The organism is Pseudomonas arvensis, from assembly GCF_056688935.1.
Map to the genome: position 1 here is coordinate 5,542,618 of NZ_CP162038.1, position 20,858 is coordinate 5,563,475.

General features: G+C 61.4%; 21 protein-coding genes. 10 read left to right on the plus strand and 11 right to left on the minus strand.

Going from position 1 to position 20,858, the window contains the following annotated elements:
* Window positions 1–60: 60 nt before the first annotated feature.
* Window positions 61–933 carry a thioredoxin gene (gene trxA, locus AB3G88_RS25135; RefSeq protein ID WP_480452136.1) on the plus strand — a complete coding sequence of 291 codons (873 nt, stop codon included), beginning with the start codon at window positions 61–63 and terminating at the stop codon, window positions 931–933.
* Here the strand turns inward: trxA and AB3G88_RS25140 are convergent.
* The gene (locus AB3G88_RS25140) at window positions 930–1,271 is read right to left on the minus strand and encodes a hypothetical protein (RefSeq protein ID WP_122307043.1); all 342 of its coding nucleotides are present in this window, start codon (window positions 1,269–1,271) and stop codon (window positions 930–932) included. The genes trxA and AB3G88_RS25140 overlap by 4 nt on opposite strands.
* 132 nt (window positions 1,272–1,403) lie before the next feature.
* Here AB3G88_RS25140 and AB3G88_RS25145 point away from each other — a divergent pair, with 132 nt between their 5' ends.
* The 5 genes from AB3G88_RS25145 (at window position 1,404) to AB3G88_RS25165 (ending at window position 5,319) form a co-directional block, all read left to right on the plus strand.
* A complete protein-coding gene (locus AB3G88_RS25145; protein WP_480452139.1) occupies window positions 1,404–2,009 on the plus strand; it encodes a DUF2796 domain-containing protein in 606 nt (201 codons plus the stop codon).
* A 6-nt stretch (window positions 2,010–2,015) separates the two neighbouring features.
* Window positions 2,016–2,726, plus strand: coding sequence for an ABC transporter ATP-binding protein (locus AB3G88_RS25150; protein WP_099584624.1), 711 nt, complete (start codon window positions 2,016–2,018; stop codon window positions 2,724–2,726).
* Window position 2,727: 1 nt separating this feature from the next.
* On the plus strand, window positions 2,728–3,993 hold the full coding sequence (locus tag AB3G88_RS25155; RefSeq protein ID WP_092358194.1) for an ABC transporter permease: 1,266 nt from the start codon (window positions 2,728–2,730) through the stop codon (window positions 3,991–3,993).
* A gap of 11 nt (window positions 3,994–4,004) precedes the next feature.
* Window positions 4,005–4,526, plus strand: coding sequence for a DUF3299 domain-containing protein (locus tag AB3G88_RS25160; RefSeq protein WP_099584623.1), 522 nt, complete (start codon window positions 4,005–4,007; stop codon window positions 4,524–4,526).
* A 94-nt stretch (window positions 4,527–4,620) separates the two neighbouring features.
* Window positions 4,621–5,319 (plus strand): OmpW/AlkL family protein, encoded by a 699-nt coding sequence (locus AB3G88_RS25165; protein WP_099584622.1) that lies wholly within the window; start codon window positions 4,621–4,623, stop codon window positions 5,317–5,319.
* A 127-nt stretch (window positions 5,320–5,446) separates the two neighbouring features.
* Here AB3G88_RS25165 and AB3G88_RS25170 read toward each other — a convergent pair whose 3' ends face one another.
* From AB3G88_RS25170 to AB3G88_RS25190, 5 genes are all read right to left on the minus strand, one after another.
* Complete coding sequence (locus tag AB3G88_RS25170) at window positions 5,447–6,331, minus strand: sugar nucleotide-binding protein (RefSeq protein WP_099584621.1); 885 nt, start codon at window positions 6,329–6,331, stop codon at window positions 5,447–5,449.
* Between the two features lie 112 nt (window positions 6,332–6,443).
* Window positions 6,444–8,528 carry a mechanosensitive ion channel family protein gene (locus AB3G88_RS25175; RefSeq protein WP_480452144.1) on the minus strand — a complete coding sequence of 695 codons (2,085 nt, stop codon included), beginning with the start codon at window positions 8,526–8,528 and terminating at the stop codon, window positions 6,444–6,446.
* A 59-nt stretch (window positions 8,529–8,587) separates the two neighbouring features.
* Window positions 8,588–9,418 (minus strand): hypothetical protein, encoded by an 831-nt coding sequence (locus AB3G88_RS25180; protein WP_099584619.1) that lies wholly within the window; start codon window positions 9,416–9,418, stop codon window positions 8,588–8,590.
* The gene (locus AB3G88_RS25185) at window positions 9,419–10,981 is read right to left on the minus strand and encodes a hypothetical protein (protein WP_480452147.1); all 1,563 of its coding nucleotides are present in this window, start codon (window positions 10,979–10,981) and stop codon (window positions 9,419–9,421) included.
* An 18-nt stretch (window positions 10,982–10,999) separates the two neighbouring features.
* A complete protein-coding gene (locus AB3G88_RS25190; protein ID WP_480452149.1) occupies window positions 11,000–12,442 on the minus strand; it encodes an OmpA family protein in 1,443 nt (480 codons plus the stop codon).
* Between the two features lie 266 nt (window positions 12,443–12,708).
* Here AB3G88_RS25190 and AB3G88_RS25195 point away from each other — a divergent pair, with 266 nt between their 5' ends.
* From AB3G88_RS25195 to AB3G88_RS25205, 3 genes are read left to right on the plus strand one after another with little or no spacing between them, the layout of a single operon-like run.
* The gene (locus AB3G88_RS25195) at window positions 12,709–13,488 is read left to right on the plus strand and encodes an endonuclease/exonuclease/phosphatase family protein (protein ID WP_099584617.1); all 780 of its coding nucleotides are present in this window, start codon (window positions 12,709–12,711) and stop codon (window positions 13,486–13,488) included.
* The gene (gene clsB / locus AB3G88_RS25200) at window positions 13,485–14,753 is read left to right on the plus strand and encodes a cardiolipin synthase ClsB (protein WP_480452151.1); all 1,269 of its coding nucleotides are present in this window, start codon (window positions 13,485–13,487) and stop codon (window positions 14,751–14,753) included. Before AB3G88_RS25195 ends, clsB begins: the two co-directional genes overlap by 4 nt.
* Window positions 14,743–15,687: a lysylphosphatidylglycerol synthase domain-containing protein gene (locus AB3G88_RS25205; RefSeq protein WP_112196876.1), complete on the plus strand. Its 945-nt coding sequence runs from the start codon at window positions 14,743–14,745 to the stop codon at window positions 15,685–15,687. The genes clsB and AB3G88_RS25205 overlap by 11 nt, the downstream gene beginning before the upstream one ends.
* Window positions 15,688–15,692: 5 nt before the next feature.
* Here AB3G88_RS25205 and AB3G88_RS25210 read toward each other — a convergent pair whose 3' ends face one another.
* From AB3G88_RS25210 to AB3G88_RS25220, 3 genes are all read right to left on the minus strand, one after another.
* Window positions 15,693–16,448, minus strand: coding sequence for an alpha/beta hydrolase family protein (locus AB3G88_RS25210; RefSeq protein WP_099584614.1), 756 nt, complete (start codon window positions 16,446–16,448; stop codon window positions 15,693–15,695).
* Window positions 16,438–17,547 (minus strand): DUF3182 family protein, encoded by a 1,110-nt coding sequence (locus AB3G88_RS25215; protein WP_112196878.1) that lies wholly within the window; start codon window positions 17,545–17,547, stop codon window positions 16,438–16,440. Before AB3G88_RS25215 ends, AB3G88_RS25210 begins: the two co-directional genes overlap by 11 nt.
* A gap of 171 nt (window positions 17,548–17,718) precedes the next feature.
* Window positions 17,719–18,678 (minus strand): GlxA family transcriptional regulator, encoded by a 960-nt coding sequence (locus AB3G88_RS25220; protein WP_099584612.1) that lies wholly within the window; start codon window positions 18,676–18,678, stop codon window positions 17,719–17,721.
* Window positions 18,679–18,774: 96 nt separating this feature from the next.
* Here AB3G88_RS25220 and AB3G88_RS25225 point away from each other — a divergent pair, with 96 nt between their 5' ends.
* Window positions 18,775–19,335: a cysteine hydrolase family protein gene (locus tag AB3G88_RS25225; RefSeq protein WP_191959208.1), complete on the plus strand. Its 561-nt coding sequence runs from the start codon at window positions 18,775–18,777 to the stop codon at window positions 19,333–19,335.
* A gap of 19 nt (window positions 19,336–19,354) precedes the next feature.
* On the opposite strand, the gene tam is transcribed toward AB3G88_RS25225, so the two are convergent.
* Together tam and AB3G88_RS25235 are read right to left on the minus strand one after the other, a co-directional pair.
* Window positions 19,355–20,116, minus strand: coding sequence for a trans-aconitate 2-methyltransferase (gene tam, locus AB3G88_RS25230; RefSeq protein ID WP_480452156.1), 762 nt, complete (start codon window positions 20,114–20,116; stop codon window positions 19,355–19,357).
* A 217-nt stretch (window positions 20,117–20,333) separates the two neighbouring features.
* Complete coding sequence (locus tag AB3G88_RS25235; protein WP_003232445.1) at window positions 20,334–20,849, minus strand: single-stranded DNA-binding protein; 516 nt, start codon at window positions 20,847–20,849, stop codon at window positions 20,334–20,336.
* Window positions 20,850–20,858 lie beyond the last annotated feature (9 nt).

Below are 20,858 nucleotides of genomic sequence, written 5' to 3' on the forward strand. Positions count from 1 at the left end.
TTCCGGTAGCCTGCGCCAGCCCTTATAGTTGCCCCATTCCCGCTTTATTCGAGACGCCCCATGAGTGAGCCCACGCCGTACATCTTCGACGTCACCACCGCCAACTTCGACCAGGCCGTGATCCAGAACTCCTTCGAAAAACCCGTCCTGGTGGATTTCTGGGCCGAGTGGTGCGCGCCGTGCAAGGCGTTGATGCCGATGCTGGCGCAGATTGCCGAGAGTTATCAGGGCGAGTTGCTGTTGGCCAAGGTCGATTGCGAAGCCGAGCAGGAAATTGTTGCGCGCTTTGGCATTCAAAGCCTGCCGACGGTGGTGCTGTTCAAGGATGGCCAGCCGGTGGATGGTTTTGCTGGCGCGCAGCCGGAGTCGGCGGTGCGTGCACTGTTGGAGCCCCATGTGCAGATGCCTGCGCCAAAAGCGGCTGATCCGTTGGTGCAGGCCCAAACGTTGTTTGCCGAAGGTCGCATCAGCGATGCCGAAGCCGTACTCGTCGCACTGCTGGGCGAGGACAACACCAACGCTGCCGCATTGATCCTGTACGCGCGCTGCCTGGCCGAACGTGGTGAGCTGGGTGAAGCGCAAACCGTGCTCGACGCCGTTAAAAGCGACGACCACAAAGCCGCGCTCGCCGGGGCCAAGGCGCAAATCACCTTCTTGCGCCAAGCCGCCGACCTGCCGGACGCCGCCGACTTGAAAAGCCGTCTGGCGCAAAACCCGCAGGACGATGAAGCCGCCTATCAGTTGAGCATCCAACAACTGGCGCGCCAGCAGTACGACGCCGCGCTGGAAGGCCTGCTCAAATTGTTTATCCGCAACCGCAGCTACAGCGAAGGCCTGCCGCACAAGACCTTGCTGCAAGTGTTCGAACTGCTGGGCAATGACCATCCACTGGTCACCGCGTACCGCCGCAAGTTGTTTGCCGCGCTGTACTAATCGCCGATCCAACTGTACAGCGGCGTATCCCCGCCGCTGCTCACCTTGACCTTGGCGCTGTGGCGCAGGCGCACCAACAGGCGCTTGCCCGCCGAGGCATCACCAGCCAGGGCTTCCAGTTGGTCGAGCAGTTCCAGGCCAGTGAGTTGCCCGGCGCTGCGCAACAGGTCCAGGGCGTTCTGCCACAGATCCTCATTTTGTTTAACCGGCGCCGCTGTCGGCGCAGTCGGGGTGGGTGCGGCCTGCAACTGCGCGCCCAGCCGTGCCCAGTCGCCGTCGTCCAGTTCCAGGGTCAAGTCCACCGGCAGGTCGCCGACGGTTCCACGAATTCGCAACATCGTCCTTACTCCTGCAGTTTTTCTGACGGGCATGCTCCCATGCGGCTTGCGCAACGCCAAGCAGACGGTCAAACTCTCGGCTCTATTGTTATAAGATCACATAACATAACTTTCATGTTCTGGAGCCTTCTCATGCGCCGCCTGCTGCTCGCTTTGCCGTTCGCCCTGCTGCCACTCGCCATTGCTCACGCAGCCGACGAGCATGATCACGACCACGAACACGGCAGCCTTGGCGCCCACGAGCACGGCGTCGGCCGCCTCAATGCCGTACTCGACGGCCAGGCCCTGGAGCTTGAGCTGGACAGCCCGGCCATGAACCTGGTCGGTTTCGAGCACGTCGCCACTACTGCGGCCGACAAGGCCAAGGTCGCCGCCGCGCGCAAACAGCTGGAAAACCCAGCGGCCCTGTTCAACCTGCCCAAGGCCGCCGGTTGCGTGGTCAGCAGCCAGGAACTCAACAGCCCGTTGTTCGGCGACAAGCCGGAAGCCGACCGCGACGACGATGATGACCACGACCACGACGCCAAGGACGGCGCCCACGAGCATCATCACGACCACAGCGAAATCCACGCCCATTACCAATTCACCTGCGCCACGCCGACTGCCTTGAGCAATCTGGACCTGACGCAGGTCTTCAAGACCTTCCCCGCCACCCAGAAAATTCAGGTACAACTGATCGGCCCGAGCGGCCAGCAAGGTGTTGACGCCACGGCCACAGCAGCCACCCTGAAGTTCTGAGTTCACATGACCCAAGCACTGATCGAACTGTCTGACCTGGGCTTCAACTGGCCCGGTCACCCACAGTTGCTGGATATTCCCGCGTTCCGCCTGGACGCGGGGGAAACCCTGTTTCTCAAGGGCCCGAGCGGCAGTGGCAAGACTACGCTGCTGGGCCTGTTGGGCGGCGTGCAGACGCCCAGCCGAGGCAGCATTCGCCTGCTGGGCCAGGAGCTGACCGAACTCTCGGCCGGCGCCCGTGATCGTTTCCGCGTCGACCATACCGGCTACGTCTTCCAGCAATTCAACCTGCTGCCGTTCCTGTCGGTGCGCGAAAACGTCGAGTTGCCTTGCCACTTTTCCAAACTGCGTGCGCAGCGTGCAAAGCAGCGCCACGGCAGTGTCGACCAGGCCGCCGCCACGTTGCTCGCACATTTGGGTTTGAAGGATAAAGACCTGCTGGAGCGCCGTGCCGACTCGCTGTCCATCGGCCAGCAGCAACGGGTGGCCGCCGCCCGTGCGCTGATCGGCCAACCGGAACTGGTGATCGCCGACGAACCCACCTCGGCCCTGGACTACGACGCCCGCGAAGCTTTCCTTCAGCTGTTGTTCGCTGAATGCCGCGACGCTGGCGCCAGCCTGTTGTTTGTCAGCCACGACCAGAGCCTGGCGCCGTTGTTCGACCGCAACCTGTCGCTGGCCGAACTCAATCGCGCCGCCACGCCCGCAGAGGTTTGAGATGTATTTGTTTCGTCTGGCCATGGCCAGCCTGGCTAACCGCCGCTTTACCGCGATCCTCACCGCGTTCGCCATCGCGCTTTCAGTCTGCTTGTTGCTCGCGGTGGAACGGGTGCGCGTTGAGGCACGCAACAGTTTCGCCAGCACCATCAGCGGCACCGACCTGATCGTCGGCGCGCGTTCCGGCTCGGTCAACCTGCTGCTGTATTCGGTGTTTCGCATCGGCAACGCGACCAACAATATCCGCTGGGACAGCTACGAGCACTTCGCCGCCAACCCCCAGGTCAAATGGGCGATCCCGATTTCCCTCGGCGACTCCCATCGCGGCTACCGGGTGATGGGCACCAACGAATCCTACTTCGAGCACTATCAGTACGGCCGCAAGCAAAACCTCGAACTCGCCAGTGGCCGTGCCTTTGCCACCGACCCGTTCGAAGTGGTGCTAGGCGCCGAGGTGGCCGATGCCCTGCATTACAAGCTCGGCGACAAGCTGGTACTGGCCCATGGCGTGGCGGTGGTCAGCCTGGTGAAACACGATGACAAACCGTTCACCGTGGTCGGTATTCTCAAACGAACCGGCACGCCGGTGGACCGCACGTTGCACATCAGCCTGGGCGGCATGGAAGCGATCCATATCGACTGGCACAACGGCGTGCCGGCCCAGGGTAAAGGCCGTATCAGCGCCGACCAGGCGCGCAACATGGACCTGACTCCGCAGGCCATCACCGCCTTTATGCTTGGGCTGAACAACAAGATTTCCACTTTCGCCCTGCAACGGGAGATCAATGAATTCCGTGGCGAGCCGATGCTCGCGATCTTGCCGGGCGTGGCGTTGCAAGAACTGTGGAGCATGATGGGCACCGCCGAAAAAGCGCTGTTCGTGATCTCGCTGTTCGTGGTGCTGACCGGCTTGATCGGCATGCTCACGGCGATCCTCACCAGCCTTAACGAACGCCGCCGCGAAATGGCGATCCTGCGCTCGGTGGGTGCACGGCCGTGGCATATCGCGACGTTGCTGATCTTCGAAGCCTTCGCCCTGGCCCTGTCCGGCGTGATCGCAGGCGTGGGCCTGCTATATGTGTGCATCGCCGCGTCGCGCGGGTATTTGCAGGCCAATTACGGGCTGGACCTGCCGATGTCATGGCCAAGCGAATATGAATGGACCCTGCTCGCCGGTATCCTGGCTGCTGCGCTGTTGATGGGCAGCGTGCCGGCCTGGCGCGCCTACCGACAATCCTTGGCCGATGGCCTGTCCATACGTTTATGAGGAAGGCTTCGATGCGTCGTGCCCTGTTCGCACTGTTGTTGCTGGTGGTCGTTCCGGCCTGGGCGGATGAGCAGCCCAAGGATTTGTCCTGGCAAGAAATGATTCCGCCGGACGCGCCGCCGGAAGTCCCCAATATGAAACCGCTGCATGACCTGTCGAACATGGCCGACGCCCTGGCCGTCGAAGCCGCGCCCGCGGCCAAGCAGGACTTGCCCAATGCGCCGGTGGTGCAGAGCCTCAATGGCCAGCACATCCGCCTGCCGGGCTATATCGTGCCGTTGGAAGTCAGTGAGGAAGGCCGCACCACCGAGTTTTTGCTGGTGCCGTATTTCGGCGCGTGCATCCACGTACCGCCGCCGCCGTCGAACCAGATCGTGCATGTGAAAAGCGAAGTCGGCGTAAAACTCGATGAGTTGTACCAGCCGTACTGGATTGAAGGCGCGATGCAGGTCAAGCCGTCTACCAGCGAACTGGCCGACGCCGGTTACCAGATGGAGGCCGAGAAGATTTACATGTACGAGCTGCAGGAATAACCCTGATCGCCCTTTCATTGAGCTGAGTCAACAGACCAGACGGAACGATCTTTACCATTGGACTTACAACTTTTAAACGTCCTTTGGAGCTCCCATGAACAAGTCTCTGCTCGGCGCGTCCCTCTTCGCGCTCGCCCTCGTCGCCCCCCTTGCCCACGCTCACGAAGCGGGCGACATTCTGGTTCGCGCCGGTGCTATCACCGTGAACCCGAAGGCCGACAGCAGCACCGTCAAGGTTGACCAGGGCCCGCTGGCCGGCGCCAACCTGGGCGGCAAGGCGACCATGAGCAGCGACACCCAGCTGGGCCTCAACTTCGCCTACATGCTGACCAATCACGTGGGTATCGAACTGCTGGCCGCCACGCCGTTCGAGCACGACGTGAAGATCAAGGGCACCGCCCTCGGCGCCGCCAATGGCAAGCTCGGCACCCTGAAACACCTGCCGCCGACCCTGAGCGTCGTGTACTACCCGCTGGACAACAAATCCGCCTTCCAGCCGTACGTCGGTGCCGGTATCAACTACACCTGGATCTACGATGAACACGTAGGCAGCCGTGCCCAAGGGGCTGGCTTCAGCAACTTCAAGGCTGAGAACTCGTGGGGTTGGGCTGCGCAGATCGGCGCGGACTACATGATCAACGACAAGTGGATGATCAACGCCCAGGCGCGCTACATCGACATCAGCACCAAGGCGACCGTGGAAAACAACGCCGTGGCGCCGGGCACACGTGCCAAGGTCAATGTGGACGTCGACCCGATGGTTTACATGGTGGGTATCGGTTACAAGTTCTAAGCAACATCACATAACACATGTGGGAGGGGGCTGGCCCCCGATAGCGGTGGATCAGCCAACGAATCTGTTGACTGGCACTCTGCTATCGGGGGCAAGCCCCCTCCCACATTTGGGTTTTGTGTTGGATTCAGCTGTGGCGGTAGAACCGGTCTAGCAACGCCGGCAACCCCGCTCGCCACGCCCGTGGCTTGATGCCAAAGGTATGCAGGATTTTCTTGCAGGCCAGCACCGCGTGTTGCGGCTCATCCGCCGCGTCCGGCCGGGCCGCGTGGGCCTGGGCGGTGGGTGATTCAATCGCCAACGGGTGGAAATTGCGTGCTTCGGTCAGAATCGCCTGGCCCAGCGCCAGCGGCGTGGTGGCCTCCTGGCCAGCGTAGTGGTAAGTGCCCCACAGCGGCGCCGCGCAATCGAGTTGCTTGAGCACTGAAATGATCACCCGCGCCGCATCATCCACCGGCGTCGGGTTACCGCGTCGGTCATCCGCCATCAGCAACTCGTCGGTGTTCTCGGCCCGGGCCAGGAAGCGCCCGAGGGTGCCATCAACGCTGTCATCCAGCAGCCAGCCAAAGCGCAGCAACACATGCTGCGGGCACGTGGCGCGCACACTCTGTTCGATACGCCACAACGCCTGGCCGCGCAGGCCCAGGGGCACCGGCTCGTCCTTTTCGCTGTAGGCGGTGGCACGGGAGCCATCGAATACGCGGTAGCTGGACGGTTGCAGCAAGGTGATGTTGTGGTGTTGGCACAGTTCGGCCAGGCGTTCGATGGCGAACTCCTGGGAAGCCAAACGGGTTTCGCTGACGGCTTCGGCCTGGAACCAGTCGAAGTAGTAGGCGAGATTGATCAAGGCATCGGGACGGGTGTCGTCGAGCAATTGGGTGAGGCTCGCGGCATCCCAGCCGTCTTGGGGCGGTTTGGGTGCGAGGAAACCGATGTCTTCCTCTGCACCGAGGCGAATCAGCGCCTGCCCGAGGGCATTCCCGCCGCCCAGTAACATAAGGCGCATTCGCATAGATTGAGCAGGCCCGGTCTGTTTGGAACGTTGGCTATGGTCGGCAGGCCCATGGGCCTTGCCGCTGGCAGTTGCCAGAATCGTTGCATTTTGCGGGTTTGTAGCGCAACCGTCACGGATTAAGTGTCTTGACATCGGGCTCTGCCGGCGCGTGCTCCAGCGCCGTACGCTGAGGCACCATGACCTGCTGTGGATAAGTCTGCGCGAAGTGCACCTCCGGGCAGTTATCCACAAGTTTTTTCAGACGCTGATTAAAGGCACGACTGACAGCATATTGCCCACCCGACACTGTGCGGAACTGCGCCGTGAGCACCACCCCATTGAGGTCCATCCTGTCGACACCAAACACCTCCAGCGGCCCTTGCAGGTTGTATTTGAGGAACACATCGTCGCGGATCGCCTGACCAGCTTCACGAATCAACTCCACGGCCTTGTCCACATCGGTGTCGTAGGTGAACTGCACCGAGAAGAACGCATAGGCAAATTGCCGCGACTGATTGGTGACAGCCTTGATCTGCCCGAACGGCACCGAATGCACAAAACCCTTGCCGTCGCGCAGGCGCAGGGTGCGGATGGTCAGGCCCTCAACGGTGCCGGCGTGGCCGGAGTCAAGCACCACCCAGTCGCCGATGGACAGCGTGTCCTCAATGATGATGAACAACCCGGTGATCACATCCTGCACCAGTTGCTGTGAGCCGAAACCAATGGCCAGGCCGACCACACCGGCACCCGCCAGCAGCGGTGCGACATTGATGCCCAGGTTGGCCATGGTGGTGATCGCGCAGATGACCACCAGAATGATCTTCACCGCATTACGCACCAGCGGCAGGATGGTTTTCACCCGCGTGCTCGGCTGGCGGTTGGAGCGTTTGTTCACTGGCGGTTTCAGCGCTTCCTGGATCGCCGTGTCGAGCACCACCCAGAACAGCCACGTCATCAGCAGGATCAGGCCGATGCTGCTCAAAGAGTCGCTGATCGCCCGTCCTATCGAGTTGCGCTGGGCAAACTCGAACAACGACACACCCCAGATCCGCCCGAGGATTTCGATAAAGGCGATGGCCATGACGATGCGCAGGATCGCGTGCAACAGACTGAGGAAACGTTCCTTGTAGGCGCTGCTGCGCTGGATCGCCACCTGGCTGCGGGACTTGAACAGGTGCTGCAGCACGGTACTCAGGAACACGGTGCCAATCAGCAGAATCGTGGTGAACAGCGCGCAACGCAGGGCTTTCTGGTTATCGTCACCGGCACCGATCAAGTTGATGGCCGAGACCAGCACCATCAACAGAATCGGCCAGTACCACAAGCCGGAAAACACCCGCAACGATTGCTGCAACGCCGGGTGTTTAAGGCGCTGAGCCAGAGGTCGATTGCGGATCAGGTGGGCGACCGGCCGACGCAGGCGCACCACCAGCACGCCGAAGATCACTGCCGCGAACAGGCCGGTAAACACCGCGATGCTGCTGGTGATATTGCCGCCCAGTTGACGGGCGATTTGTGGGCTGGTCAGGGCATCGCTGAGGGCGGCGAGGAAGCCGATCAAGAACAGCGGCTTGGGGCAATAATCGCGAATAATCTGCACTGCCGGGCGCTTGTGACCGACGTTGAACATGACAATGACGCACAACAGCATCGACGTGGAAAAAATGCCGCTGCTGGTGGCATAGGCAAAACACAGCGCCAGCGCACGCCCCACTGAAGTGGGCAGAAAGTGACTGACATAAAGGGTCAGCGGCAAGCAGATCAGCGCCGGGATCGTGTAGGGCACCACATACCCGAGCACCGCGTGCAGGCGCTTGCGCTGTGCAACAAATGACCGTCGCCCCAGGCGCTGCACGATAAACCGCCCCAACAGCGTCAGTACGGTAAACGCGCCGACCCACACCCCGGACAGCAGCAGGAAATTTCCGGCCACAGTCCACGGCGAACGTTCTGACGTTTGGTTAACCAACCGCCCTACTTCATCCGCCGCCCTGTCCGCACGCAGGCGCCAGGCGTCGATCAGGTTCTGGTTGAGGTCGAGCTTGTCCTGCACGTCGTCGATGCTGGAGCTGATCGCACCCAGCAGACCGCCTTCTACCAGCAACTCCGGCTTGGCCGGCGCCTCGGGTTCAGGCGCCGCCGCCGCGGCGTGCAGTGCGCCACTGCCGCAACATAGCAGCGCACCCAGCAGTAAAGCAGTCTTGAGATTGAGCAAAACACCGGGCTCCTTACAGAAGGGTCTGTAAGGAACTGACGGGTTTCAGCGAGGATGGTTCACTTCAGGTCGACATTCAGGCTCGGCGCGCCAAACGCTACCAACTGCGCGTTGGAACCAGCGAAATAGCCTTTCCAGAAGCCTTCCAACGCTTGGATAGTCTTGCCGGAACGATACGCCTGCTTGACGTCCTTGGTCACCAGCGCCGCTCCGGCCACATAGACGCGCGCGCCCTGCAGGTCGGCGAACAGACCCTTGTCGGCCACACGCTTGAGCTCGGCGTCGGGTTGCAGGTCACGAATCCGGTTGTTGGCGTAGAAGCTGCCGAAATCGCTGTTTTCCAGCATGTCGGAAATCAACAACACCACACGTTCCTGGGCCGGTTGCTGGCCCAGGTCGTTGCCGATATCACGCAACGACTGGAAGATCTCACTGCGTGCAATGTCTTCGGACGCTTCACGCAGCGTGGTCACAAACACCTTGCCAAAGGTCTTGTTGAAAAAGCTGCGCTGCTCGGCAAGGCAGGTGTCGAAGGTGCGCAGCGATTGCATACCGACCCGCTCGCGGACCTTCTCGTCGATGCCCTGGTTGAGTTCACCGGCAAAGCGCAACTGCATGAACTGCCCCGGCAGAAACGCCGAGAAGCTGTACAGCCGGACCTTGTCGCCCGGTTGTACAAAGCGCTGAATCTGGGCCCAGGTGGACTTCTGAATGACCTCGGGCATCGGGATCGTTTGATCGATGATCACTGTCAACTCGCGCCCCGCGGCCACGGGCCGAAACTCGGCGACCTTGGCGTAGGGGTAGCAATCCGGAATGTCATTGCGCTCGCCGGCCATCGCCATCAAGGGCGCCAGCAACAGGGCACAGAAAAAGCGCGGGATCATCATTCAGGCACCTGTGGCGTCAAAGTCTTTAAGCAATTGCTGTTCGGCACGCAGCGCCAGCACATCTTCCAGTGCGTGGCCTTTGACACGGCTGATCGTTGCCAATTGTTCTTCGCTGTAGGCCGTCAGGTCCTTGCCGCGCAGGGCATCGAGCCCCTCCGAGGCAGCAACTGGCGTCTGCACGGGGGCTGCTACAGGAGTTGGAGCTGGAGCCGCGACTTCCGCTACCACCGGTGCAGCAGGTGCAACCGGAACACTGATGGGTTTGGCCACCGGTTGCGGATTGCCCGGCAACGCCTGTTTGCGCGCTACGAAGGTCTCGAAGCTGCGATTGTGCGCCGTGGTCAACGCCGCCTGCTGCTGGGCGTTGGTGGTGGTGCGCCCGGCGAGCTTGAGCTGCAACTTGCTCAGTTTGTGATCGGCATGGGAGGCAATTTCCACGCGCTGGCTCTGCATCCAGTTTTCCAGGGCTTCGCCGCTGGAAAATTTGTGGGTGTGTTCCCAGGCGGTCTTGGATTCGACCCCGGCAAACCCGAAGATCGACGCCAGCCAGATGCTGGTGATCTGGATCGCGATGTAGATCACCGACAGCACAATGAAGGTGATCAGCGAGGCTTTGCGGATCGCGTCCATCTTGTCGGTCAGGGTTTGCTTGTCGGCCTGATCGTTGATCGCCGCCGAATCGGCCGGCAGTTCGAACGGGCTGGCCGAGTCGTAATTCTGCTGGGCAAAGGCATGGGGGCTGCCGACCATTTCGGTCTCGATGCTTTTGAGCTGCATGGTGCGGATACCGAACGCGGCGATCGCGATAATCGCGATCCAGATACCGGTGGTGATCATCCAGCCACGGCTCGGCGTCACGGTGTGGTTGGTGTTGATGCGCGCCAGGATGCGGTTGTAGTCCTTGCCGTCTTTATCGCTGTCGGTGTGTTTGATGCCGATGCCCGGCAACTCCTTGAGCTGGTTCGGGCGGTCGCTGTCGCTGTCGTTTTCCCACCAGTGGCGCGCCTTGCTGATCAGCGCGTTCTTGTGCGCGGCGCGGCCAGTGACTTCGGCCAGGATCGCCGAGGCGACCGCCAGCAAGAAGGCGAACAACCAGCCCATCCAGCTTTGATCGTTGGCCGACAGGTTCTGGTTGATAAAGGGCACCAGCACGTAGGCGAAACCCACCGCCTCGAACATGATCAGCATAAAGATCAGGGCAAACACCCAGAACGGCCGCTCGCGGCGCCCGCGCTCACCGATGGTGCGCAGGTAGGATTCGCTCTTGTTGAAGAAATCGACATCTTCCGCGCCGATTTTTTCATAGCGCGAGTAGTACGCGTCGCACAGCTCGCTTTCGGATTTCGGCCAGCCGTGGGCGTCAAGCATCAGGCTCTGCTTGGACAAGCGCGCCACCTTGCCGATCACAGGCACGCCGTGCCACACACGCATGACGAAATAACCCACCTTGTCCCAATACGCTTGAATCAGGATGGCCGCCAGCAATGTGGAGATCACCAGGCCGGTGATTAGTTTGTTTGCCCAGAGCAGGGCCGTCAGCGCATTGAAGCTGAAGTCTTCCATGGTGTATGTCCTTGAGTCTTACGCGCGAATCGGCACGAAACGGGTAGTGAAAGCTTCACGGCTGCGCGGGTAGAACAACGCACCGTCCGTGGCTTCGGAGTTTTTCTTGCTGAACACCACGTCGATACACGACACCGGTGCCTTGGGGTCTTGGATGAATACGCGATAGAGCACCAGTTCCTCACCTTCGTAGGTGTTGGCCACGGCTTTGCTCTTGATCGATTTGCGGTTGCCCTCTTTGTAATCCTTGACCACTTCGATGAAGGGCTGGCGGTCGACGCTGGCGCCATCGCGCAGGATCGAAACCGGCGACAGCGTCACCAGGTGGCCATTGACTACGTTGGCCCACACGCGGTTGTTGTAGCCCGGCAGGTATTCGGTGGTGACTTGGGTGTCGAGCGCCTTGCCGCTGGCGAGGTTGAACACTTTGCCGGTTTCACGCGGGCGGTCGGCGTCGCAACTGCTGTTGGGCAGGTCGCTGGCGTGGGCACTGCTGACCAGGGCGAAGCCGGCCTTTTTCGGCGCGATGCCTTGGGCCAGGGTCCAGCGCGTGTCGCTGGCAGGCGTGCCACCGAAGTCGACCAGCGCGGTGCCGGCGTCAGCGGGTTGGCTCTGGGTAGCCGGTTTGGTTGTGACGGCAGGCTTGTTTTTCGGCGCGCTGGCGACGGTACGCACGGGCTCGGTCGAGGTGCCGTGCGTGAGGTATTTGGAGTTGTTCTGTTCGGCGTTGACGCGCTTGACCAGCATGTTGCGGTCGGTCACTTCAACGATCTCAACCCGACGGTTCTTGCCGCGTTGCTGCACGTCGCTGTTGTCGGCGATCGGCCGCGAAGCCCCCGCGCCCTGGAAGAACATGCGCTGCGGCGCGATGCCTTGCTCGGCCAGGATCGACGCCACAGCGCGGGCGCGCTGCTCGGACAATCGCTGGTTGGTGGCGGCGCTACCGGTGGCGTCGGTGTGGCCGACGACCAGAATCGCCGCTTGGCTGTTCTGGCCCTGCTTGGGCGCAAACGCGGCGGCCAGCTTGCGCACCTGGCGCTGACCGTTGGTGCTCAACTGCGCGCTGCCGGTGGCGAACATGCCTTCATCCTGCACCTGGGCGACGATGCCCGCCTCGGTCGGCGCAGGGGCTCGGGTGGTGCCGGTAGCCACGTCCTGGCTTTGCAGGGTTTGCACCTGAATGTTCAGGTTCTCTTCTTTGGCAATCCGCTCCAGTTCCTGCAAGCGGTTCTGCCACAAGTTGCCCGCCACACAACCGGCCGCCGCGCCCACGCCGCCGCCGACGATGGCCTTTTTGGCGTCGCCGGTGATCGCGTACGTCAAGCCGGCGCCGAGCAATGCACCCCCGGCGCAACCAATGGCCGTGCCGTAGTTTTTGCCCGCATCGTTAAGCGTCGCGCAGCCGCTGAGCGCCACGGCGCCGGCAAGCAGGCTGATTTTTCGGGTAAAGGAGGTATTCACTTGATGGGTTCCGGCCTTCATGAAAAGAGCCGCCGACCCACTGCCAGCACCAGAAAAGCGCCAACTGCATCATCCATGAACAGGCCCTGCACAATCGTTGAATGGGGTAGATAGCGCGGGATTGGATCACGTCACTGATGGCAATTCAACAGCATTTGTAACTCTATGCGTCCTCCAGGACCGTCCGTAGGACGCTCGAAACTTTCTCCAGCCACCGGCAGTCAGCCCTTACATGAAGCATTGCGCCACTCTTCACAGGAATACACATGACTGCGATCCCAGACTGGGTGCCCGTAACCCCCAGCGTCGCCATCACGCGCTTTACGGTGCTGACGGTCAATATCCACAAGGGCTTCACGGCCCTGAACCGACGCTTCATCCTGCCCGAGCTGCGCGAAGCGGTGCGCAGTGTGGGCGCGGACATGGTGTTCCTGCAGGAAATCCACGGCACCCACGAGCGCCATCCGCAGCGCTACAGCGACTGGCCGAACATGCCGCAATACGAGTTTCTGGCCGACAGCATCTGGCCGCAGTTTGCTTACGGGCGCAACGCGGTGTATCCCCATGGCGATCACGGCAATGCGTTGCTGTCGAAATTCCAGATCGTGAGCTACGACAACCTCGACATCTCCCAAAGCGGCCATGAAAACCGTGGTTTGCTGCATTGCGTGTTGCGCCTGCCGGGCAACGGGCAGGAAGTGCATGCGATCTGTATTCACCTGGGCTTGCGCGAGGTGCATCGCCAGCAGCAATTGCGTTTGCTGGAGCAGCGCATCCGCGAGATTCCCGCCGATGCGCCGCTGGTAGTCGCCGGCGATTTCAACGACTGGCGCCAGCGTGCCGACCTGAGCCAAAGCGGCCTCACCGAGGTGTTTGTGCACGCCCTTGGCAAACCGGCGCGCACCTTTCCAGCTCGCCTGCCATTGCTGGCGCTGGATCGCATTTACGTGCGTAACGTAAAGGTGCACAACCCCAAGGTGCTGACCACCCGGCCGTGGTCCCATCTGTCAGACCATGTACCGCTGTCGGTGGAGATTGAGCTATGAACATTGCCGTCGAGCACATTTCCACCGACCAACCGCCGGATGAAACCAAGGCCCGCGACCTGGATTACGGCTGGCAAAGCGGCAATCAGGTCGAGTTGCTGGAAAACGGCGAAGCGTACTTTCCCAAGGTCTTCGAAGCGATGCGCCAGGCCCGGCGCGAGATCCTGCTGGAGACCTTCATCCTCTTCGAAGACAAGGTCGGCCATGAGCTGCAAGGCATCCTGATCGAGGCCGCGCAGCGTGGGGTCAAGGTGGTGGTCAGCCTGGATGGTTTTGGCTGCGGCGAGCTGAGCCCGGCGTTTCTCGGTGAACTGGCCGAGGCTGGGGTGACGGTGCAGATGTTCGATCCGGCGTCCAAGACCCTGGGCATTCGCACCAACTGGTTCCGCCGCCTGCACCGCAAGATTGTGGTGGTGGACGCCACGGTGGGGTTTATCGGCGGGATCAACTTCTCTGCCGATCACTTGGGGGATTTCGGCCCCGAGGCCAAACAGGATTACGCGGTGCAAATCACTGGCCCGGCGGTGGCCGATCTGCATCACTTTGCCCTGGCGCAAAGTGGCCGCCAGGTGCGCACGCGGCGCGGTTGGCGGCGGCGCCAGCAACGGCCTTCAGCGTGGTCGAACGAGCACGGCGACGGCCTGGTGCGCCTGATCTACCGCGACAACCTGCAACATCGTGACGACATCGAAGAAGCGTATATCCACGCCTTGAGCAAGGCCCGACACCGAGCCGTGATCGCCAACGCGTATTTCTTCCCCGGCTACCGCCTGCTGCGGGAAATCCGCAACGCGGCGCGCCGTGGTGTGCGGGTGCAATTGATCATGCAGGGCCAACCCGACGTACTGCTGGCCAAGCTGGCGGCGCGCATGCTCTACGACTATCTGCTCAAGGACGGCGTGGTGATTCACGAATACTGCCAGCGCCCGCTGCACGGCAAGGTCGCGCTGGTGGATGACGAGTGGAGCACGGTGGGTTCGAGCAACCTCGACCCGCTGAGCCTGGCGCTGAACCTGGAAGCCAATGTGTTGATTCGCGACCGCGCGTTTAATCAGCAACTGTACGAGCGCCTGCAAGCACTCAGTCAGAATCACTGCCAGACCATCCCGGAAAACCGCAAGCCACGCCTGTGGTTGTGGCGATTGACCGTCGGCTTTCTGGTGTTCCATGTAATGCGCCACTTCCCCGCGCTGACCGGCTGGTTGCCGGCACACAAGCCACGTTTGAAACCCTTCGTGCATGAGGGCCAGCGCCATGACAGCTGATCGTTTCAAGCGTTGGAAGAAGCCACTGACCATCGTCTTCTTCCTGCTGCTGATCGTGCTATTCACCCTGCTCGCCCGCCGGATCGACTGGAGCGAGGTGGTCCAGACACTCGGTGAGTTCAAACTGCGCACCTTGCTGATCGCGGGCGCGTTGACCCTGTGCAGCTTTATCGTCTACGCCTGCTTCGACCTGATCGGCCGCACCTACATCCGCCAGCCGTTGCGCTGGAAGCAGATCTTGCCGGTGGGGATTATCAGTTATGCGTTCAACCTCAACCTCAGCGCGTGGGTTGGCGGCATCGCCATGCGCTATCGGCTGTATTCGCGGCTGGGGGTGAGCAGCAGCAATATCGCCAAGATTCTCGGCCTGAGCCTGGCCACCAATTGGTTTGGCTACATGGCGTTGGCCGGCGCGGTTTTCAGCAGCGGGCTGGTGACCATGCCGCCGGGCTGGAAACTGAGCAGCGGCGCGTTGCAAGGGGTGGGCGTGTTGCTGGTGTTGGCCAGCCTCGGCTACCTGGCCGCCTGCCAGTTTTCGAAAAAACGCGCGTGGTCGATCCGCGGCATTGAGATCAACCTGCCGTCGCTGCGCATGGCCTGTTTGCAACTGGCGTTGGGCGCGTTGAACTGGTCGCTGATGGCGGCGGTGATTTTTACCCTGCTGCCCGCCAAGTTGGACTATCCGCTGGTACTTGGGGTGTTGCTGATCAGCGCGATTGCCGGTGTGCTCACCCATATTCCGGCGGGGCTTGGGGTACTGGAAGCGGTGTTTATCGGGCTGCTGCAGCATGAGGCCTCGCGGGGCAGTTTGCTGGCGGGGCTGATCGCGTACCGGGCGATCTACTTTATCTGCCCGCTGCTGATCGCCTTGGTGATGTACGTGGGTGTAGAAGCCAAGGCCAAGGCGTTGCGGGTAAAGAAAACACCCGCCTGAACGGGCTACTGGGACTGGATGATGCTCAACCGCTCGCCGACCACCATCTCGGTAATCCAGTCGACCAGGATTGAGGTGTAGGCCTGCTGGGACACCGGATCGCTGAGGGAATGGTCAGCGCCATCAATGATGCGGTGCGTCAGGGAGTGCGTCTGCTGGCACGCCGCGCGGTAGCTCATGATGGTGGCATGGGGCACGTGGTCGTCGGTTTCCGATTCGACGATCAGCACATCACCGGTAAACGCCGCGCAGGCGTGTAATGCGCGATTGGTCTCGGCGTGCACCAGGGTGCTGCGGTAATCCATCAAATCGACCTTATCCAGGTCGCGCTTGGGCTTGAGCCATTCCTGATCGCGGTACAGCGCCGGCACACGCAGCGCCAGCCAGCGTACCGGGCGCAACGAGGTGAGGATGGCTGCGAGGTAACCGCCATAACTGGTGCCCACGACCGCCACCGCCGAGGTGTCGATGGCCGGGTGGGCGAGCAGCCGGTCGTAGGCCGCCAGCAGGTCGCGCAGGTTGTCTTCGCGGGTGACGCGGTTCAATGGAATGCCGGTACCGGCGTGGCCGCGCAGGTCGAAAGTGAGGCACACACAGCCAAGGCCGGCGATGCCTTTGGCCCGTTCCAGATCCCGCTCCTGGCTACCGCCCCAACCGTGCACAAACAACACGCCCGGTACTTTGGATTTGGGGCTCAGGAACGTGCCGCTCATTTGTTCGTCGTCGATGTCGATGGAAATGGTTTCACTTCTAGCCGTCATAAGATTTGACCGTCACGTACTTGAGAAGAAAGTCACTGTTTTCTGCGGGGCCGCGATACACCTCAATGGCATCCGCTGGCAGCGCTTGGTCCACATAGGTTTCTACCGAGGACACATGAATGGCGTTAAGACCCGGGTGATTGATGAAGCTTTGCAGCGCCGCGACCTCCGCACTGCTGGCGCCGCCCATGCGCCAGGATTGTTCGAGCACGCCACTGCGGCGCTGGCCGTGGCTATCCAGGCCTTGAGCGATGTCGTAGTTGCGCCGGGACGCGTAGAAGCCGGGGTAGGCTTCATCTGCCGCCGTGTCGAAGATTTGCGCTTGCTCGATGGCCAGCCGCACGTCGTCGGGCAGATCGAGTTCAAGCAAATCTTCGTAATAACCCGGAACGACCAGCAAGTCGGAGCCGCCATAGACGCTTTCGCCCTGCCCGTCCTCGGTCAGGTATTGCTGCCCGCAGTAGCTGAATACGTGATCGCCGATAAAACTCTGGCCCACGCTATGGGTGACCACGTCGCGCAGATCTTGCTCCAGCACCACGCCGTCGTTGAACAACTGCGCGGCGTCGGGTCGGGCGAGTACGGCCTTGAAGGCATCGAGGCTGTGGATAACTTCCTGGCCGCGTCCGGCGCAGGCGTGCACCGGTTTCAGGCGGATGGGCCCGTCGTCGAGCAAATGGGCGGCGGCGGGTAAAGCGTCTTCGAGCGAAAACACACTGAGGCCATCCAACACGACTGTTCTTACCCGCTCACAGAACAACGGCGACCAGCCTTCGGGCGCGATGGCTTCAGGGCTCAGCAAACCATGGCTGATGGCTTTGGTGCAGATGAAGTCGTGATCGACATAGCCGCCCCACAGGTCTTCGGGGCCTTTGATGTTGAGCGCGAGAGCTTGCGCCGGGCCCACCAGGGTTTGGGTGGGCAGCAGATAAAGCTCCCGGCCAGCATGTTTTCGCGGGTCGTAGCTGCCGTCGAATTTAAGCCCCAGGATCTGCGCCAGCCAGCGGGCCAGGCTGTGATTGGTGTCGACCTCATGCTGGGGTGCGCCCGCTCGTGTGGAGTGAGCGACCACCCATTTCCTGCGTTGTGTTGGGGTCATGCATCCCCCTTGGCCTTCCCGCCATGTGTGTATCAGGAAGGCTGCAGGGATCAGGCCAAAACAGCTGTGAGCGCAAGCGTCTTGAAATCAAGCAGTTACCGAAAAACCGATGGCAGTTGGCCTGTTTTATTCTGCACGACGACGCCTCAAATGCGCGGCGTTCTGCACGATTCACACGCCAAAACGGCTGCGGTAATCGCTGGGCGCCAGGCCGGTGATTTTCTTGAAGGTGGCGCGAAAGGCGCTGGGGTCCTGATAGCCCACGGTCCAGGCAATATGGTCAATGGTGCCGTTGGTGAATTCCAACATCTGCCGCGCCTTGCCCACCCGCAGGTGCTGGCAGTATTCGGTGGGTTTCAAGCCGGTGGCGCCGCGAAAGCGCCGCAGGAAAGTGCGCGCCTCCAGCCCCGCCTCTTGCGCCATGGCCGCCACGGACACCTCCACCGCGCCGCTGGCTTGCAACCAATGCTGGACTTTGAGAATCGCCACGTCGCCATGGCCGAGGATCGGCGCAAAGTTGCTGCCGCACTGACTCGCGCTGTCGCTGTGTTCAATGACCAAAAACCGCGCGGTGTCGGCAGCGATACTCGGCCCCATCAGGCGGTCAACCAGACGCAGGCCCAGCTCTGACCAGGCCATCAGCCCGGCGGTGGTGATCAGGTCACCGTCATCGACGATGGGTTTATCCGCTTCCAGGCGCACGGCCGGGTACTGCGCGGCAAAAGACTTGGCGGAAGACCAATGGGTGGTAGCGCTGCGCCCATCCAGCAAGCCGCTGCGCGCCAGCATGATCGAGCCGATGCACACGCCGCCCAGCACTGTGCCCGTCGCGTGCTGCTGACGAAGCCACGCCAACAGCGCAGGCGGCGACTGTTCATCGGTGAACACACCAATCGACGGTGGCACCAGCACGGCCATCATCGGTTGCTCGGGGCCTGGGTGGCTATCGAATACCCGTGTCGGGTGACCATCGGCATCCACGTGCCAATGGCTGATCCGCAGCAGCGGCAGTTGTGCCGACTGATGCTCGGCGGCGATCCGGTTGGCCACGCCGAACAGGTCGGTCAGGCCATGCACCGCGGCCAATTGCGCCCCTTGGTAGATCAACACACCCAGCTCAACAACCGCCATTGTCAGTTTTCCCCCTGTTATTGTCGGAGCAGCCAATCCCCGGCGTCGGCGCCAGCTAAGATACTGGGCCCATCAACCCATCACGAGGCAATACCCATGGCCAAGCAAGCGCTCATCCTAATCGATATCCAGAACGACTACTTCCCTCAGGGCAAGTGGCCGCTGGATGGCGTAGAAGCTGCAGCGGACAAGGCTGCGCAAGTACTCAAGGCGTTTCGCCAGGCGGGGGATGCAGTGATTCATGTGCGCCATGAATTCACGTCCGAAGAGGCACCGTTCTTCACGCCTGGGTCCGAAGGCGCACACCTGCATCCGAAGGTACTGAACCAACGCGATGAGCCCGTGGTGCTTAAACACTTTGTGAACGCGTTTCGTGAAACCAATCTGCGCGCCCTGCTGGAACAACGCAGCATCACCGAACTGGTGGTGGTCGGCAGCATGAGCCATATGTGCGTCGACGCCGTGGTGCGTGCCGCAGCGGACCTGGGCTACAAGGTCACGGTGATTCATGACGCTTGTGCCACCCGCGATCAGGAATTCAACGGGCAAGTGATCCCGGCCGCGCAGGTGCATGGCGCGTATATGGCGTCACTGGCGTTTGGGTATGCGGGCGTGGTGTCGGCGGATGAGTATTTGAAGGCGCAAGCAGCAGCGTGACCACTGCTTGCCTGGGCTTTTAGCGGGTCGCGATGATAAACAGGCGCGGGAATGGCAGTAGTACGGTGCCATCGGCCAGGGCTGGATAGGCCTGGGTAATCCGCGCCTGATATTCCTGTAGGAAGGCGGCTTTTTCATCATCGGTCAAAGGCGCGAGGAATGGACGCAATGCAGAGCCCTTGAACCACTCCACCACCGCCCCGTGATCCGCCAACGGGTGCAGGTAGGTCGTGCGCCATACATCAACAGTGGCGCAGTGCTTGCTCAGCAACTGGTAGTAGGAACTCGCCGCGTGCCGTTCATTGTGTTTGACCGTACCAATCCTGGCAGCCCACGGGCCATCCGCCGCAACCTCCCGAGCCAGGCGGTGCGCAGGCTCGTCCAGGTTATCCGGGGTTTGCACCGCCAGCGTACCGCCGGGGTTCAACCGGTTGACCAGATGGGGGTAAAGCGTGGCGTGGTCTGGCAGCCATTGCAGCGAGGCGTTGGCGAGGATCACATCGAATGTTTTTCCAGGGTTCCAGGCGCCGATGTCCGCCAGTTCAAAGCTCAGTCTCGGCAGGCGGTTGCGGGCGTCGACGAGCATGTCTTCAGAGCTGTCCATGCCGGTGACATGCGCTTGAGGAAAACGCTCGGCCAACACTTGGGTGGAGTTGCCAGGGCCGCAGCCGAGGTCGACGGCGGTGTGCACATCCAGATTGGGAATGGCTGCCACCAGGTCACGCACGGGGCGAGTGCGCTGTTGTTCAAACATCGTGTACTGCTTGGCAGACCAGGTCATCGCGGCTTTCCTTCGTCTCTAGGGTTTGGCTCCAGCCTAAATCCTGTAGCCCATGAGCACAAATGCCGGGACAACTGATCACTGGTCCCGTCAGTTGATCCTTTTCAGAACACTGTTCGGCCTGGAGCCGTGGGTAGCGTTGGCAAATAAAAAAGCCCCGAGAGCAGTGCTCACGGGGCTTTCCGGGAAAACTTTACGGATTGCTCCGAGCGATATCCTAGAACGGAATATCGTCATCAAAGCTGTCGAAATCCGGAGCCGGCTGAGGAGCGGCCTGCTGTGGCGCTGGACGCGACTCACGCTGTGGCTGCTGGCTTGGCTGCGGACGCGACTGCTGTGGACGCGGTGCCGAGTTGGACATGCCGCCCTGGCCCTGTTGGTCGCCCTGTGGACGGCCGCCCAGCAGTTGCATGGTGCCTTGCATGTCGACCACGATTTCAGTGGTGTAACGCTTGATGCCGTCTTTTTCCCACTCGCGGGTCTGCAGTTTGCCTTCGATGTAGACCTGCGAACCCTTGCGCAGGTATTCACCGGCGATCTCTGCGACCTTGCCGAACATCGACACACGGTGCCATTCGGTTTTTTCGACTTTCTGACCGGTTTGCTTGTCGGTCCACTGTTCGCTGGTCGCCAGACTCAGGTTGGTCACGGCGTTACCGTTAGGCAAGTAGCGAACTTCGGGATCCTGGCCGCAAGTACCGACCAATATGACTTTGTTAACCCCACGGGCCATAACGTTCTC

Bases quoted from the DNA above. Each gene is read 5' to 3' on its own strand.
- AB3G88_RS25145 (WP_480452139.1), top strand. From the start codon at position 1,404: ATGCGCCGCCTGCTGCTCGCTTTGCCGTTCGCCCTGCTGCCACTCGCC.
- AB3G88_RS25170 (WP_099584621.1), bottom strand. From the start codon at position 6,331: ATGCGAATGCGCCTTATGTTACTGGGCGGCGGGAATGCCCTCGGGCAG.
- AB3G88_RS25160 (WP_099584623.1), top strand. From the start codon at position 4,005: ATGCGTCGTGCCCTGTTCGCACTGTTGTTGCTGGTGGTCGTTCCGGCC.
- AB3G88_RS25180 (WP_099584619.1), bottom strand. From the start codon at position 9,418: ATGATGATCCCGCGCTTTTTCTGTGCCCTGTTGCTGGCGCCCTTGATG.
- AB3G88_RS25155 (WP_092358194.1), top strand. From the start codon at position 2,728: ATGTATTTGTTTCGTCTGGCCATGGCCAGCCTGGCTAACCGCCGCTTT.
- AB3G88_RS25215 (WP_112196878.1), bottom strand. From the start codon at position 17,547: ATGACCCCAACACAACGCAGGAAATGGGTGGTCGCTCACTCCACACGA.
- AB3G88_RS25195 (WP_099584617.1), top strand. From the start codon at position 12,709: ATGACTGCGATCCCAGACTGGGTGCCCGTAACCCCCAGCGTCGCCATC.
- AB3G88_RS25205 (WP_112196876.1), top strand. From the start codon at position 14,743: ATGACAGCTGATCGTTTCAAGCGTTGGAAGAAGCCACTGACCATCGTC.
- AB3G88_RS25235 (WP_003232445.1), bottom strand. From the start codon at position 20,849: ATGGCCCGTGGGGTTAACAAAGTCATATTGGTCGGTACTTGCGGCCAG.
- AB3G88_RS25150 (WP_099584624.1), top strand. From the start codon at position 2,016: ATGACCCAAGCACTGATCGAACTGTCTGACCTGGGCTTCAACTGGCCC.
- trxA (WP_480452136.1), top strand. From the start codon at position 61: ATGAGTGAGCCCACGCCGTACATCTTCGACGTCACCACCGCCAACTTC.
- tam (WP_480452156.1), bottom strand. From the start codon at position 20,116: ATGACCTGGTCTGCCAAGCAGTACACGATGTTTGAACAACAGCGCACT.
- AB3G88_RS25185 (WP_480452147.1), bottom strand. From the start codon at position 10,981: ATGGAAGACTTCAGCTTCAATGCGCTGACGGCCCTGCTCTGGGCAAAC.
- AB3G88_RS25225 (WP_191959208.1), top strand. From the start codon at position 18,775: ATGGCCAAGCAAGCGCTCATCCTAATCGATATCCAGAACGACTACTTC.
- AB3G88_RS25210 (WP_099584614.1), bottom strand. From the start codon at position 16,448: ATGACGGCTAGAAGTGAAACCATTTCCATCGACATCGACGACGAACAA.
- clsB (WP_480452151.1), top strand. From the start codon at position 13,485: ATGAACATTGCCGTCGAGCACATTTCCACCGACCAACCGCCGGATGAA.
- AB3G88_RS25165 (WP_099584622.1), top strand. From the start codon at position 4,621: ATGAACAAGTCTCTGCTCGGCGCGTCCCTCTTCGCGCTCGCCCTCGTC.
- AB3G88_RS25140 (WP_122307043.1), bottom strand. From the start codon at position 1,271: ATGTTGCGAATTCGTGGAACCGTCGGCGACCTGCCGGTGGACTTGACC.
- AB3G88_RS25220 (WP_099584612.1), bottom strand. From the start codon at position 18,678: ATGGCGGTTGTTGAGCTGGGTGTGTTGATCTACCAAGGGGCGCAATTG.